Below are 16,360 nucleotides of genomic sequence, written 5' to 3'. Positions count from 1 at the left end.
ATTGAAAAAAGGTTTTAGTTTCATCATTAATGAAAATTAATGTTAAAGTTAACTATAGTTAATAAATAAGCGAGGAACGATTGGTTTAGATACTCTTTACTGACGAGTGTTTACGGGGATATTTACGTTTTTCACGATTCTGTGTTTGCTCAAATAAATGAGCATCGTATTTTCTAATAAATAAATTGGTAAGTAACATATTTACTACTGAAATTTGTGAAATTTTCGAGCGAATAGGAATAAGTCGTGATGCATGCTCCATTGACGTAGTATGCAAAACAATATTTGCTAATGAAGAAACCTGACTTTGTCCCATTTTAGTGATCGCGATAGAGGGAATGGTTAACGTTTGAGCTAATTTTAATAATTCTACACATTCAGGTGTTTCACCAGAATGAGAGATAATAATGATTAAATCATTGCTATCTAATGAACTAACAATATTTCGGCTGATATGTGTATCGAAGTGGCAATTGACATCTTTTTTAATTTTAATCAGCTGATATTCAAGCTCTTTTCCTACTAAACCACTGCTACCAACACCAAAAATTACCATTTTATTGCTATTGATGATCAGATCGATAGCCTGATCTAATGCTTTAAGGTTAACAATCGAATGCGTTTCATCAATTGATGATTTTTCCATTGCTTGCACTTTGCAATTCACATCCTGTATAGAATCATTTAAATTAATATCATCTTGTAGGATCTCTGTGGTTAATTTTTTAGGTGCGGAAGAAATTAAATCAATTTTAAAATCACTAAAGCCACTATATCCCATTTTACTGCATAATCGTAAAATAGTACTGGTACTAACATGATTCAATTTAGCGAGAGCTTGAATACTGATATTTTTTAATTCTTGGACATGGCTTTGGATAAATTCAGCAACGGCAAGCTCTTTGGCAGAGAGATCTTTTTTTACTTCTCTAAGTTTTAAATCAATCAAAGCTCACCTCAACTTTTATACATATTGGTATGAAGTATATTAAATTAGTTCATAAATTTGAAAAGTTTTTTAGAATTAAAAAGCTAATCATTTCAAGTTGTATATATCAATTAACACAATTAAGGTTATTAAAGCTGTTTTATGCTCACCCTAATTACAATTAAAATAGCATTTAACGACACTTCTGCAAATAGTTTCTTTAATTTCTATAAATTATGAAATGCCGTGATATCGTACCAGTAACATAGACGGGTAAGCGAGGAAATAAAGTTATTCCCCCATTTTTAGTCTACACTAAACATTAAATTATAGACTATTTACCGTGTAAATAAGGGTGTACTTGTTGGGTATTAAGTAAAACAGTTTAGTCCAGTCATCATTGTGAAGAAAGTTGTAAAAAAGGTATTGTATAATCATTCATTGTTAACATAACTTAGTTAATTGTTTCAAATATCTCGTACTCTTGCATTTTATAAAGTAAAGTGCGTTTGCTGACACCGAGTGATTTAGCCGTATTTTCCCGATGACCATTATGAAATTTTAACTCATTAATAATTAATTCTTTTTCATAATTTTTGACTTTTTCTTTTAACGTCGTACCGAGAGAATCATAGTCATTAAAATTAGGACTCAAGTTAGGCATTTTTTTGTTGGCGATCACATGGGCAGGTAGATCTTGAGAATAAATGAACAAACCTTTAGACATGATAACCGCATACTCAATAGCATTGGATAATTCACGAATGTTACCCGGCCAAGCATATTGATTTAGTGCTTCTACCGCATCAATCGAAAAATCTAACAACTGTTTATTATTCTCTTGGCAAAATTGATTAGCAAAATAACGAGCTAATAACATCACATCATTTTGTCTGTCTCGTAAAGGAGGTAAATCTAATGCCATTACATTGAGTCGATAAAATAGATCTTGCCGGAATTTTCCTGCTTCAACTAAATCTTGTAAGTTACGATTAGTAGCTGTAATCAATCGAAAATCAGTTTTGATTAATTTATTCCCGCCAATAGGTTCAAACTCTTTTTCCTGAATCACTCGCAGTAATTTAACTTGCAGATTGGTTGACATTTCACCCACTTCATCTAAAAAAAGAGTACCTAAATGTGCGCGTTCAAATAAGCCAATTTGTCGTTGAAATGCACCTGTAAATGAGCCTTTTTCGTGACCAAACAGTGTACTTTCTAATAGCGTTTCCGGTAATGCACCACAATTAACCTTAATAAAAGGGCCGGTTGAACGAGTGCTATAAAAATGTATTGTTTTTGCCACTAACTCTTTGCCAGTACCACTTTCACCACTGATTAATACGGTGGTTTTGGTTTGTGACACTTTGGCTATATTGCGACAAAGTTCCATCATATTAGGACTATTAGTTAATATGCGACCATTATTATCGGAATTGGTCAATTCTATTTTTGGTAATAAATTGATGCCTTGCTTTTTGGCTTTATTTAATTCTAACGTTCGATGAATAAGCGCTTTTAGTTCATTGAGATCAAACGGTTTTACTATGTAATCATATGCACCTAATTTCAGTGCTTCAACAGCGGTATCAACACCTGCATAAGCGGTCATCAAAATCACATACATATCTGGATGTAACTCTTTTATTATTTTAAGTGTATCAAGTCCACTCATTTGAGGAAGGCGATTATCAAGTAAGATCAAATCTACCGGCTCTTGTTCAATTAACTTTAAAGCGGCTTCACCATTATCAACAGCAATCACTTGGTAGTGTTCTTGCAATAATAAAATAGTTAACAATTTACGTAAGTTTACTTCATCTTCAACAATTAAAATTTTTTCTGACATAGGATCCTTTGAATGCTTAATTAATAGGAAGAGCTATCTCAACCGTTACACCAATGTGATTTTCATTATTTTTAATTAAAATTTTTCCTTTATGTGATGCAATAATTTTCTGTACCATAGATAAACCTAGACCTGTTCCTGATATTTTAGTAGTGAAAAACGGCGTAAAAATTTTATCGATTAACTCCATTGGAATACCTTCTCCATTATCCTTGATACGAATTAATTGATATTTTTGATTACTCGACAATAATGTGCTTATTTCGATGATACCTTGTTCTTTTATTGCCTGAATGGCATTAATTAATAGATTTAATAAAGCTTGTTTGATTAGTTCCTTATCTAAATACAAGCTTGGTGATTGATTATCTAATGATGTGATAATAGAAATATTATTTGAACGATGCGAAGTATTAACTAATACTAACACCTCTTCAATTAAGTTATTTATGTTAGTTGAAACATAATAGTTTTTCGAAGGTACAGAAAAATCTAATAACTGTTGAATAACATGATTGATTGAATCAACCTCTTTAAGAATGATATCAATATACTCATGTTTTTCATTAAGCGGTAAATCATTCTGTAAATATTGAACAAAACCACGAACAGCGGCGAGAGGATTACGAATTTCATGGGCAATACCCGCCATAAGTTCACCTAAAGCGACAAGTCTTTCGGTTTGTTGAATGAGTCTTTCGACCTCTTTTTGTTCGGTAATGTCTTTAAAGATCACTACAGCACCGATGATATTTCCTTGATAATCTTTTAAGTGACTGGTACTGGAGGAGATTTTTAAAATTTGTTTAGCAACAGGAAAATCGACTTCTATACTGATATGATCAATACCATTATATAAAGTGTCGAGTAATGGGCTGTTAAAGTTCTTATCATCCACTAAAGTCGAGTAAGGCTTTCCTAACACTTGTTCTAATTTATAACCGGTCATTTTCTCAGCTGCCGGATTGAGCATGGTAATCGCACCATTATTATCAACAGTAATAACCCCGTCTAAAGTATTTTCTAAAATCAATTCATTCATTGTTTTAGTTTTTCTTAGTTTTTCAGCAAGTCTATTTATACCATTGACGATTTCGTTGAGTTCACCACGAATTTTGGGTAAGCGTAAGGTGAGATCGAAAGGTAATGCTTGTAACCCATGTTTGATGACATTAATATCTGCATTAAGCTTCTGCGACAAAATTGAGGCAATAAAGATACAGCTCAACATACAAACAACACTAATAATTATTACATTTTTATCAAAAACAAATGTCTGTTTCTCAATATCATCAAGCGTTTCATTAGCCCAAATATAACCAAGTATCTGATCCCCACGAACAATAGGGGTCATAGCGTTCATAATATTGCCTCTAACTTGTTTACCTATATCAACAATATGATGTCCGGTATGCATAACTTCACGCCCTTTATGGGTAGAAGGAATTGATTTACCAACATTAATACCATAATTAGATTGTGGGGCATACACGACAATAGCATCAAGTTGTTTATGGTAATAACCGGCTGCAACTTGAGGCATTGTGATTAGCAATGGTTCAATTTTTGCTGATAGTTTTTGATTAATTTGTTTGATTTGCTCTTGACGTGGTAATGTAACATCGATTTGCTGATAGGTATCGTCTAATAATAAATCTAACATCTTTGTAATAGCGTATAGTTTTTGATTTTTTTCTTGTATAAGGAGATCTCGACCCTCTCTATCAATTAATATTGCAAAAACGATAATAGAAAAACACGAAAGCAAAGTAACCAACAAAAAAATACGGGCGCTGATTTTATCTGGATATAACTTTTTAAAAAGATTGGACGTCATAAACGTTTAAATCCTTAATTATCAATCTTTTATAAATAACGGTTAGGCTTTTTTTAACAAAATTTATCAATATATCAAGATTATGCCTTAAATTTTTTTAGCTAACAAGTTAGGTGGTGTCTACTAAACCTAACACCACCAATCGTTATTTACTATAAGATTAGTTAAACTAACTTACGTATATGGTTTACTAATAACGCTCAATAATTACTGACGTACCTAATCCTCCACCTATACATAATGTTGCTAATCCTAACTGTTTGTTACGATGAATCATTGAATAAAGTAGGGTAACTAAAATGCGTGCGCCACTAGCACCAATAGGATGCCCCAGCGCAATTGCACCACCATGAATATTAGTTTTATCCATATCAAAGTTAAGTTCACGACCCACACCGAGAAATTGTGCTGCAAATGCCTCATTAGCTTCAATTAAATCAATATCGGCAAGTTGCAATCCGGCTTTTTGTAAGGCTAATTGGGTTGCTGGCACAGGACCTAAGCCCATAACACTTGGATCGACACCACCAGATGCGTAACTACGAATGTAAGCTAACGGTGTTAAGCCTAATTGTTTAGCTTTAGTTTCAGACATAATGACTAACGCAGCTGCACCGTCATTAATACCTGAGGCATTACCTGCGGTAATGGTGCCATCTTTTTTAAAGGCTGGTCGGAGTTTAATTAAACCATCTAAAGTTGCATCAAATTTAGGATGTTCATCTTCTTTAAAGATAATATCACCCTTACGATTTTTAATTGTGACAGGTACAATTTCATCAACAAAGTCACCATTTTTAATGGCTTGTGTTGCTAATTGTTGTGAGCGCAGAGCTAGTTGATCTTGTTCTTGACGACTAATACCATATTGTTCAGCAATATTTTCTGCTGTTATCCCCATATGATAATGGTTAGTTGCACAACTTAAACCGTCATTGACAAGTGTGTCATAAAGTTCTGCATTGCCCATTTTTAAACCCCAACGAACTTTACTATTTAACAGATAAGGGGCTTGAGTCATATTTTCCATACCACCAGCAACAACGATATCATTATCACCGGTTAATATACTTTGGGTTGCTAATACCACTGATTTTAAGCCACTACCACATACTTTATTAACGGTAAAGGCTGGCACACTGTTGGCTATATTGGCAGAGAGTGCTGCTTGACGAGCTGGATTTTGTCCTAATCCTCCTTGTAATACATTACCCATAATGACTTCATTAACCAACTTGGTATCTACTTGAGCGCGTTTTAATGCTTCTTGGATCACAATTTTTCCGAGTTCAATACTACTTACAGAGGCTAATGAACCATTAAAAGTACCGATTGCCGTTCTGGTGGCACTTACTATTACTGCTTTTGTCATAATCAAATTCCTTGTAATTAAAAATTAGAAAAAGTACAAACCAATGAGGAATATTGGTGTGGTGAAAATTAAGGCGGTCATGCAATATCCCATAATGTCTCTCACCCCTAGACCTGCTATAGCCAACGCAGGTAATGCCCAAAATGGCTGTAGCATATTCATCCATTGCTCACCATAAGCAATTGCCATTGTCGATTTGCCTAAATCGGCACCTAATGCTTGTGCTGCTGGAATAACAAAAGGTCCTTGAATTACCCAGTGCCCACCCCCTGATGGAACGGCAAAATTGATAATACCTGAGCTAAAAAATGTCCAAATAGGGAAGGTATCTTTGTTAGCAATATTGATAAAGAATTCAGTAATTAATCCCCCTAACCCGGAATGCTCCATCATTAATTGAATGCCCGCATAAAATGGGAATTGAATAATAATTCCGGAAGTACTTTTAGTGGCATTGGATATGGCGCGCATATAAGCCATTGGTGTACGGTGTAGTAAAACGCCTGCAGTTAAAAAGATGAGATTGACGGTATTAATGGTGATATTAAATCCATTGTAATAGAAATAGATCATCAAATAAGAGATACCTAAAGCACCGATTAATAATGAAAGTAACTTACTTTCTTCTAATTTCTCGGCAACAGTTGCATTTTTACGATCGATCTTCTTTTGAAAATCAGGTTCTGGAGCTAATAATTCAGGATTAACGACGTTAACTGTGCCGTCATTTCTAACCATAAATCGCACCAATAGCGGTAAACAAAGCAGTAACATTAACGTAATGAATATATTGGTAGCCGAAAACATGGTGTGAGAGATAGGTATTAAACCTTGTGGGTTAGTTTCGCTGACCATCAAATGTGCAACAGGATTACCCGGTGTGGCTGCCATTAAAGGCATTGATCCAGATAATCCGCCACCCCAAGTCATAAAGGCGATATAAGCACAGGCGATAAGTAAACCGTAATCTACATTTTTAACCTGTCTTGCAACTTCTTTTGCCAGCATGGCTCCAACAACTAATCCAAATCCCCAATTTAAAATGCAAGCGATACATCCAACAAAAGTCACTAACATAGCGGCTTGTGTTGGTGTTTTTGCTAGAGAGGCAATTGAAACTAAAACAGCTTTAATAGGCGGTGAACTGGCAAGAGCGTGACCTGTAACCACGATCAAGGCCATTTGCATACCGAAAGCTAATAGATTCCAAAAACCATCCCCCCACATTTTGACTAATCCAAGTGGTTGGGAATCGGTTAATCCCCACGCCATTAAAAAGATAATAAAAGTTAATAGTAGGGCGAAGATCAGTGGATCGGGAAGATACTTGCTGACCAAACTAGTCGTATATTTAGATAAACGAGAAATCATGGATTATTGCTCCTCGCTATCAATTGGCATGAACTTTAGATCATCAGCAACAATAAATTCTGCCGCGGTTTTGCTTCTGATTGTCTCTACATCAATGCCTTTTGCGGTTTCGATTAAATAGAGTTGTTCATTTCTAAACTCAAAAACAGCAAGCTCAGTGACAATCATGCTAACTTTCCCTTTTGCTGTTAAGGGTAGAGTGCATTGACGTAATATTTTTGCCTCACCGTTTTTAGTACAATGTTCCATTGCAATAATGACTTTTTTTGCACCTGTAACAAGATCCATTGCTCCACCCATTCCCGGAACCATTTTCCCCGGCACCATCCAATTTGCTAAATTAGCCTCTTGATCCACTTCTAAACCACCCAGTACGCAAGCATCGACGTGACCGCCACGAATAAGAACAAAAGAAAAAGCACTATCAAACATTGATGCACCCGCAATAATTCCACAAGGTTGCCCACCGGCATTGACAATATTCGGTTCATCTACGGTTTTAGGTCCTAAACCTAAAAAGCCATTTTCAGATTGAAGGGTAATATTGATCCCTTTTGGTAAATAATTGACGACTTGAGTTGGTAAACCAATGCCTAAATTAACGACGTCTCCATCATGTAACTCTTGTGCAACACGACGTGCAATTAACTCTTTTTTATCCATTACCCTTCTCCTTTATTCTTTAGAACTTACAATAAAATCGACTAACGCCGCCGGTGTCATCACTGCATCAGCATCGATCTGCCCAATTTCAACAAGGTGATCGACCTGCGCAATAACCGTTTTCGCCGCTGTTGCAATTAGTGGGTTAAAATTTCGTGCTGCATATTGATAGACAAGATTACCGCTATAATCTGCTTTAAAAGCCTGAACGACAGCGAGGTCAGCATAAATAGGTAGTTCTAATAAATATTTAACACCATTGATAGTCAGTACCTCTTTGCCTTCTTCTACAATTGTGCCAACACCTGTTGGCGTTAAAACTCCCCCTAAACCGGCTCCGCCACAGCGGATTCTTTCAGCTAAAGTACCTTGTGGTACAAGTTCAACTTCGATCTCTCCGGCAATCATTTTTTTACCTGTTTCAGGATTCGTCCCGATATGTGAAGCAATTAATTTCTTTACTCGATTATTAGTGATTAAAGGCCCAACACCTGTATCGACAAAAGCAGTATCGTTACCAATAATGGTTAAATCTTTGATACCTGAATCTAGAATTAGTTTGACAAGTTTTTCCGGTGTACCGCATCCCATAAACCCGCCAAACATAATCGACATACCATCTTTTAAATAATTGTTGACCTTGTCTGAACTGATTAATTTTTTCTTCATATGTTTCCCCTTGGTAACTGCAAATAATTAAATTGCTAATGACAATGTTGCAATTGGTGTACCAAGTTGCATAAGATAGAGTTGAATTGATAATTAATTGATTTATAATTATTAATTTAAGGTGATATCAGCGTAAAACAGTGAGGGATGTGCAATTATTTGCACATAAACGCAAAATATATTGCGTTCAAAAAAATAATTACGTTAATAAAAGATAAATTTAAGTTTACCCATTGTGTGATTTAACGTGCGTAATTAAATAAGTATTTGGGATAAAGTTAGAGATAATTAATTTGTATTATGTTAACTGACATTTATAGAACATAGTATTATAGTCACACTAAGTCGGCGTGATTCAAATTGAAATTTACTGTGGGATCTACAAATTTATACTAAAACGTATGGCTAACCTGAAACATCTTTACAAATTAAGCAAATTGATACTTTTCCAAATAAAAACGTGTGGATGAAATAATGAGGGCTTATCAGTTAAATCATGAAAATCAATGTAATGGTAACTCGATTCACTTTTAGATGTTGAATTCAGCTTAGTTTATATACTAAAACGTATAGCTAACCTGAAATATCTTTACAGATTAAACAAATTGATACTTTTCCAAATAAAAACTTGTGGATGAAATAATGAGGGCTTATCAGTTAAATCATGAAAATCAATGTAATACTAACTAGATTCACTTTTAGATGTTGAATTCAGGCTTAGTTTTATACTAAAACATATAGCTAACCTGAAACATCTTTACAAATTAAGCAAATTGTTATTTTTTTCAAGTAAAAGCATGTGACTGCTGTAATTATAATCTATTTAATCTTGACGGCTAAACAAGCCAATGCTACTATTTGCCACCTATTCAGATAGACCTCAACGGCGCGTTGGCAGAGTGGCCATGCTGCGGATTGCAAATCCGTCTACCTCGGTTCGACTCCGGGACGCGCCTCCATTAAAACATATAATCAATACACAAAAGACGCCCATTTAAAAAAATATTTAAAGTAATTAGTATCTGTTAGATTAATTCTGAACTAATACACTTTAAATAATAGTTAATCGCTTATTAAACAACTAGCACAGTAAGTTAAAATTTGCTTTACTCATTTTTCCTAATTAGTATGTTTGGCAAGCAGTATTTTTAATAAATCAGGCTATTTATGGCACTACAATAGAATCGTTTTTCATACTTTTCGTTAATCGCTTTCTGGTGGCTTTATTTAATCGTAATTGTTATTGGTTTACTTTTTTCTTTGTTGGTATAAATAAATTTGTAAAATTCATTAGTGCGATATTTGTGATGGTACCATTGTGTTGTAATGCATATCTTTTCTTTTCTTTATTTTTCTTTTAGCAAAGTGATTATATTTTTTAGAATGTTATCAATCAGTTTTAATAGTTTTTTGTCGTCATTCAATTTAGTCCAAAAAATAGTTATCCTATTAAGTTGCGATTTAATTATTATAATCAAAGTAATAACTTTTAATTTTAACTAGTTTCACTTACGTAGGTACTTTGTATCTGTTGTTATTAACGTTAATTACCGTTGATAATAGAAACGATTTTTTGTTATCTTTAAATACCGATAAAATGCAACATAATTTATTTTGATATTTATTATCAATATAGTTTGCTTTAGGATATCCCCTTCATTAACAAGCGATTATTCTTTTTAAGTAGTGTTGTAAGCTTATGTTCTTTAGCATCGATTACCTTGTGCAGTAAAGCTAGTGATTTGATATTGCTTATCCGTTTATTTAATATTGATTTAATTAAATCGTTATTTGATAACGATATCTGCATATTTTTTACTGTATTAATCTTGCATTATCTTCTGTATTTTAAAAATGTTAGTAAAATTACGGTTTTCTTTTCGAGAGAGATTTAGGGTCATTGTTGTTACTTTACTTAATGTTCGTTTAACATGACAATGACCTTATAAAAGTGGTACTAATTAGTGTAGTTTATAAATTTTTTAAACTCATTTACGTTGTGCTTCAAATCTTTCAATTCTTCATTTGTTTTCCATTCATCTTCTTTATAAAGATCGCTAGTCATAGTAAATAACTTAATAAATAAATCAATTAATTCTTTAGTAATACAAGGTTCTTGTTGCTCTTTTGAACTAACTAAAGTACATCCCAACCTATACGGAAGAGATGATAAATAGAGATTCTTTTTTATAATAGTATGCATAAATGGATTTTCCATCAATGATTGTAAATCATCATATATACTTTGGATCCCAAATATATAAATATCAGTAGACTCTTTGTCTTTTTTCAATTTTCTTGATTCATGATCAAAACTATTATACATTACATAAAAATATCTGTGAGTTAGATCGAAAATACGGATTTTTCCTTCATGATACTTTCGTGCAAAAACATTGGTAGATGTGTAATATGCAACAATAGCAGAAATGACAATACCAAGAAGTGATACGATTATATTTGCTTCCATAAAATCCCCTATAATTAAAAAAGTAGTTAGAAAAATTTAAAAACAACAATAAATGATTGATATCAAGCTTTTCATTAATGCCTAATCAATTATAACATATACATAAAATTAATTATAACCGGTTTGATATATGTGATATCGGTAACCAATAATTTATAAGATTTATCAGGAACACTTTATTTAATAAATAGGGTGCTATGCCATGTTAAACGCTTAAATTATAATTTCATGCTGAAATTAACATTCTATTTTGTTATGTAGAACAATTGTTATGAAGTTAACTTTCAGTTGGTTTTGATACAAAATAACTTTATTTCTTTCGTCACTTTTGTTCTTTTACTCTTTTTAGGGTGATAATCCTTTATTGCTTAGTACTTCACCCTTGACGACAGGTTTTATTGGGGCGATATGTTGTCTTACTCATTTAGCAAGGATTGCATGACTAAAGGCAAGAAAGTTTGCTAGTTCATTGATATAAAAGATATATTGAGAATAGTGTAATCGACAGTTCATTTCTTATGTTCTATGCTATATTTTTTGAACATACGGTTTTTTATAGTGAGTTTTGCTTATATTATAGAGCCTGCATTTATGCTTTTTTGACCTAGGTTAAATCCAATCTTATAACATTGAAAGGGTAATTTATAATGAACGAGAGTAATATAGATATTTTACTAGAAGACAAAAAAGGGCAACTAGGTAAACTTCAGTTGGAAATTGTTGCTTTAGAGGAATTAAAAAATAAAAATTCAAGCGATAAACCGAAAAAGCAACAAATGGATTTCATCTCTATTTTGCTCGGATATGCAAGAGATTTGAACGTATCTATCATATTTTTGGTGGGTGCTATAGTTGCTGTAAGTTATTTATTGGTCAAACATAATATACAATATAATTGGAGTATGGTTTATTTAACTATTACAATTATTACTGGTTTTATCCCAGTTTTTCTTTTGATAATTAAATCTATTAACGAAATGAGACAACTATCCAAGCAGAAAGAGTGGTGTCATTTAATCATTGCAATTTTACTATTTGGTATATTTTATCTATATTTTATAATGGTTTGCGGTTTTATCCTTAATCAGAAATTAATTGCATTAGACGCACTGCTGTAAAATTATGTAAAAGATGATTTAGAGATTTTATGGATATTTTTAGTAAAAAGTTACCTACCATTAAACAGTTACAATATTTTATTGCTGTTTGTGAAGAGCATAGTTTTAGGGGGGCGGCGAGTAAGTTGAATATTAGCCAGCCCCCGCTTTCAATTCAAATAAAAGAGTTAGAAGAAAAGCTCGAGGTGAGTTTATTTTTAAGAAACTCTCACCATGTGGTTTTGACTAAAGAAGGGGAGATGTTTAAATCTAAAGCTATACAGTTATTGCAAGAGCTTAGTTCAATTACTGAGTCAATTAAGTTTGATAATGTAAACAAGATATCGTTAGGAACAACTAAGACTTTAAGTTTTGATTTTATTGATTATTTTAAACAATTCTTTTCTGATTTTGCCGATGTCATTGAGATCTATAAGCATAATTACACATCAAAAGAGTTGCAAATTGAATTAGAGAAAAAACACATTGATTTTGCCTTTGTGTCTGATTACCAATCAAGAAATGCTAATGAAAATTCTTTGTTGATTTATCAAGAGCCGATGATTTTAGTGTTACCTGCTATGCACCGCTGTAGTGAACAAGAGCGCGTTGATCTTAATGATGTGTTGGATTTACCTCTTTTTTGGTTTAAACCTCATTTGAATCCCTCTTTTTATGGGCAATGTGAACAGGTATTTAAAACACTTCATCAACCTGTTATTCGTCGTGCAGAATTACCTGATACTTTATCTATGTTACTGGAAGTATCACTAGGGAAAGCGATGATGCTTTTACCGCAATCTATGGTACAAGCAAAAGTAGAGGGTGTGATTTATAAACCATTAATTAGTAGACAAGATGACAAGCTTAAAATCGATATTTTTCTTATTTGGCGAACGGATTTGCAAAAAACACCGTTGACCGAAGCGATAATTAACTATTTTAAGGAAAAGCATTTAACATTTTGAAAAATAATAACTATATGGCTTGAATTAAATTATACGAATTTTGTTATTACCCTTAATCAGATTATGCTAAAGGTGCTGACTTCAGCATAATTGATTGTTAATTAATGATTATTTGATTTACTAATAATCTAAATCCAGTAATGTTTTAAGATCATCTGATTTTGTTGCTTAATAAATAAAAAGATAATCCGATTCAACTTTAAAACCTATTCAATTGCTTTTCCTGCTTATCTGTTTTTCTTTGATATTTATTTCATATCACAAAATAAATATTTTCATATATTGCTTTTTAAGTTTAGTGTTACCAATAACGAAACCAAGAGAATCGTTTTTGTGTAATGGACGCTAAATATAACCATATGATTGATATCCCACTCATTTAATCTAGGTTTAGGCGGTTATTGAGATTTATAAACTGTTATTGGAGAAAAGGTATTATGAAAAAAAATTGTTTATATATTATTACGTTGTTTTTTTTCGTTTTATTTGGAAGGGTTTGTATGGCAGAGTTAAAAACTATTAGTTCAACATTTAGTGCGCCAACGGGAATCGCCTTTGATAGTAAAGGTGCAATGTATGTAACCAATTGGTCAGGTAATTCCGTTGTCAAAATCAATGCAAATAATCAGCGGGAAATTGTTTATTCAAATATTTCATCACCAGCAGGGATTGTGCTGGATAGTCAGGATAACATTTATGTTTCTTCATATGGAGATGATTATATTTTGAAAATAGATCCTAATGGTAAAGCAGAAAAAATTTCAGAAGGTTACCATACACCAACAGGTATCGCTTTTTCTAATGACAAACAATTATTGATCACTAACCGTTCAACTGGAGAGATTGTTAGCCTTGATTTAGCTAATGGTAGTAAAAAAATCATAGCTAAAGGATTAACAACACCTGTAGGTGTAACACAACTTCCTGATAATAGTTTAGTTGTATCACAATATAGTGGACGTTTAACATTGATTAGAGCTAATGGAGAACAAGTAGAAATAGGTAAAAACTTTGTTCGACCAGGAGTGGGAATTGTAACTCTTTCACCTGATACTGTTGCCGTGATAGATAACGGGGCAGATATGGTACGCAAAGTAGATATAAAAACGGGTAACGTTCAAACTATCGCTTCATCATTATCTAGCGCGGTGGCGTTAGCATTTCATAATAATGCTTATTATATAGGAACATGGGGAGATGGTTCTGTACATATGCTAAGTAATGATTAGTGCAAATAATTTATAATAATATAATTAATTGAGTGATAACTTGATTACTAATGTGAAACATGGTACAAGTTATCATTCGGTCTAAAGATTTCATATAGCCCACCAAACATTTAACTCAATGTTAATCAAAATTTATTATGAGCTACTTCAATTATCATGCTAAAGCGAAAAAACTAATTAAAGACGGTTTACTTGTTAGATATGAGTTTGTGGATAACTGGAATGGTATTAAGCCAGCACTAGTTTTATATTTTAAAGACGCTAATCCAATGCCAATTCGAGAATATAGGTGGGAAGAGTATTTGCCATTAATTAACAATGAAGATTTAAAGAGTTATTGATTAATATTAATGCACTGTTTTAAGGTAATTGTTTAATTATAATACCACGTCGATTTAAACTACTTACTTAAAGCATAATAAATTTGCCAATAGATAGGCTAAAGCGTAAAATGCCCAGTCTTATTTTGCTTAACCTATTACAGAGATGTAATACTGACTTGAAATCAGAGGCATTTTTTTAATGACACATTTATATGCAAAACCAGAGTTGCTTTCCCCTGCTGGTTCTCTCAAAAATATGCGTTACGCTTTTGCTTATGGTGCAGATGCTGTTTACGCCGGTCAACCACGTTATAGCTTACGTGTTCGTAATAATGAATTTAATCATGAAAACTTAGCTATCGGTATTAATGAAGCGCATGCACAAGGTAAAAAGTTCTATGTTGTTGTGAATATTGCACCACATAACTCTAAATTAAAAACCTTTATTCGTGATTTAGCACCAATCGTTAATATGAAACCTGATGCATTTATTATGTCCGATCCCGGTTTGATTATGCTTGTCCGTGAACATTTTCCCGAAATGGAGATTCATTTATCAGTACAATCAAATGCGGTTAACTGGGCTACAGTTAAATTTTGGCATAAAATTGGTTTAACTCGTGTAGTATTATCCCGTGAATTGTCGCTGGATGAAATTGCTGAAATTCGTGAAAAAGTCCCGGAAATGGAATTGGAAGTATTTATTCATGGTGCGCTTTGTATGGCTTATTCTGGACGCTGTTTACTTTCTGGTTATATTAATAAACGCGATTCGAATCAAGGTACTTGTACTAATGCTTGCCGTTGGGAATATAAAGTAGCGGAAGGTAAAGAAGACGAGATCGGGCAAATTGTTCATAAATGTGAGCCTATTCCAGTGCAACAAGTTGAACCAACACTGGGTATAGGTCAAACTACCAATAAACTATTTATGCTTGAAGAATCCGGACGACCAGGCGAGTATATGCAAGCTTTTGAAGATGAGCATGGTACTTATATTATGAATTCGAAAGATTTAAGAGCCGTTGAATTAGTTGGTGATTTGACGAAGATAGGGGTACATTCCCTTAAAATTGAAGGTCGTACTAAATCTTTTTATTATTGTGCCAGAACAGCTCAAGTTTATCGTCAAGCTATTGATGCGGCAAGTGAAGGTAAACCTTTTGATTCTAAATTGTTAGCTGAACTTGATTCGTTAGCACATCGTGGTTATACCGAAGGTTTTTTACGTCGTCATAAACATGAAGAGATGCAAAATTATGTGCATAGTCACTCTGTTTCGGACAGACAGCAGTTTGTCGGAGAATTTAGTGGTGAACGCTTAAATGGGCTTGCAGAAATTATTGTTAAAAATAAATTTTCTGTGGGTGATAGTGTAGAGATGATGACACCAAAAGGGAATATCACTTTTATTATCGATCGAATGGAAAACAAAAAAGGGCAACCCGTACCCGCCGGATTAGGTGACGGGCATATTGTGTATATTCCAATTTCCCCTGAGATTGATCTAAATTATGCCTTACTTATGCGGAATTTTGACTAGCTATTTTAGGGTTATTATTGATTAATAGCTGTTTGCCGATG

13 protein-coding genes and 1 tRNA gene are annotated in these 16,360 nt (G+C 33.2%); 6 read left to right on the top strand and 8 right to left on the bottom strand.

Annotation, left to right across the window (positions count from 1 at the left end):
- Nucleotides 1-85: 85 nt before the first annotated feature.
- From A9G11_RS07050 to atoD, 7 genes are all read right to left on the bottom strand, one after another.
- Nucleotides 86-949: a MurR/RpiR family transcriptional regulator gene (locus A9G11_RS07050; protein ID WP_065618823.1), complete on the bottom strand. Its 864-nt coding sequence runs from the start codon at nt 947-949 to the stop codon at nt 86-88.
- A 433-nt stretch (nt 950-1,382) separates the two neighbouring features.
- Entirely contained in the window at nt 1,383-2,777 is a 1,395-nt protein-coding gene (locus tag A9G11_RS07045; protein ID WP_065618821.1) for a sigma-54-dependent transcriptional regulator, read from the bottom strand.
- A 16-nt stretch (nt 2,778-2,793) separates the two neighbouring features.
- The gene (atoS, locus tag A9G11_RS07040) at nt 2,794-4,614 is read right to left on the bottom strand and encodes a two-component system sensor histidine kinase AtoS (protein WP_065618819.1); all 1,821 of its coding nucleotides are present in this window, start codon (nt 4,612-4,614) and stop codon (nt 2,794-2,796) included.
- 190 nt (nt 4,615-4,804) lie between these two features.
- Nucleotides 4,805-5,986: an acetyl-CoA C-acetyltransferase gene (locus tag A9G11_RS07035; protein ID WP_065618817.1), complete on the bottom strand. Its 1,182-nt coding sequence runs from the start codon at nt 5,984-5,986 to the stop codon at nt 4,805-4,807.
- A 24-nt stretch (nt 5,987-6,010) separates the two neighbouring features.
- Nucleotides 6,011-7,357 carry a TIGR00366 family protein gene (locus tag A9G11_RS07030; RefSeq protein WP_065618814.1) on the bottom strand — a complete coding sequence of 449 codons (1,347 nt, stop codon included), beginning with the start codon at nt 7,355-7,357 and terminating at the stop codon, nt 6,011-6,013.
- Nucleotides 7,358-7,360: 3 nt separating this feature from the next.
- Nucleotides 7,361-8,020: a 3-oxoacid CoA-transferase subunit B gene (locus tag A9G11_RS07025; protein ID WP_065618813.1), complete on the bottom strand. Its 660-nt coding sequence runs from the start codon at nt 8,018-8,020 to the stop codon at nt 7,361-7,363.
- Nucleotides 8,021-8,032: 12 nt separating this feature from the next.
- Nucleotides 8,033-8,689 carry an acetate CoA-transferase subunit alpha gene (gene atoD, locus A9G11_RS07020; protein ID WP_065618811.1) on the bottom strand — a complete coding sequence of 219 codons (657 nt, stop codon included), beginning with the start codon at nt 8,687-8,689 and terminating at the stop codon, nt 8,033-8,035.
- An 885-nt stretch (nt 8,690-9,574) separates the two neighbouring features.
- Between atoD and A9G11_RS07015 the strand changes: the two genes are divergently transcribed.
- Nucleotides 9,575-9,648, top strand: a tRNA-Cys gene (locus A9G11_RS07015).
- A 998-nt stretch (nt 9,649-10,646) separates the two neighbouring features.
- Here A9G11_RS07015 and A9G11_RS07010 read toward each other — a convergent pair.
- Nucleotides 10,647-11,159: a hypothetical protein gene (locus A9G11_RS07010; protein WP_065618809.1), complete on the bottom strand. Its 513-nt coding sequence runs from the start codon at nt 11,157-11,159 to the stop codon at nt 10,647-10,649.
- Between the two features lie 647 nt (nt 11,160-11,806).
- Here A9G11_RS07010 and A9G11_RS07005 point away from each other — a divergent pair.
- The 5 genes from A9G11_RS07005 (at nt 11,807) to trhP (ending at nt 16,319) form a co-directional block, all read left to right on the top strand.
- The gene (locus tag A9G11_RS07005; protein ID WP_065618807.1) at nt 11,807-12,277 is read left to right on the top strand and encodes a hypothetical protein; all 471 of its coding nucleotides are present in this window, start codon (nt 11,807-11,809) and stop codon (nt 12,275-12,277) included.
- Nucleotides 12,278-12,306: 29 nt separating this feature from the next.
- Nucleotides 12,307-13,224, top strand: a complete 918-nt coding sequence (locus A9G11_RS07000) for a LysR family transcriptional regulator (RefSeq protein ID WP_065618805.1) — start codon at nt 12,307-12,309, stop codon at nt 13,222-13,224.
- 500 nt (nt 13,225-13,724) lie between these two features.
- Nucleotides 13,725-14,453, top strand: coding sequence for a Vgb family protein (locus A9G11_RS06995; protein WP_065618803.1), 729 nt, complete (start codon nt 13,725-13,727; stop codon nt 14,451-14,453).
- Nucleotides 14,454-14,590: 137 nt separating this feature from the next.
- The gene (locus A9G11_RS06990; RefSeq protein WP_065618801.1) at nt 14,591-14,794 is read left to right on the top strand and encodes a thermostable hemolysin delta-VPH; all 204 of its coding nucleotides are present in this window, start codon (nt 14,591-14,593) and stop codon (nt 14,792-14,794) included.
- A 181-nt stretch (nt 14,795-14,975) separates the two neighbouring features.
- Nucleotides 14,976-16,319, top strand: a complete 1,344-nt coding sequence (gene trhP, locus A9G11_RS06985; protein WP_065618799.1) for a prephenate-dependent tRNA uridine(34) hydroxylase TrhP — start codon at nt 14,976-14,978, stop codon at nt 16,317-16,319.
- The last annotated feature ends 41 nt before the right edge of the window (nt 16,320-16,360 follow it).

It is taken from the genome of Gilliamella sp. wkB108, from assembly GCF_001690195.1.
Lineage (GTDB): Bacteria > Pseudomonadota > Gammaproteobacteria > Enterobacterales > Orbaceae > Gilliamella > Gilliamella apicola_L.
Note: the sequence above shows the minus strand (reverse complement) of the source record. Positions and strands in the feature narration are given on the sequence as shown.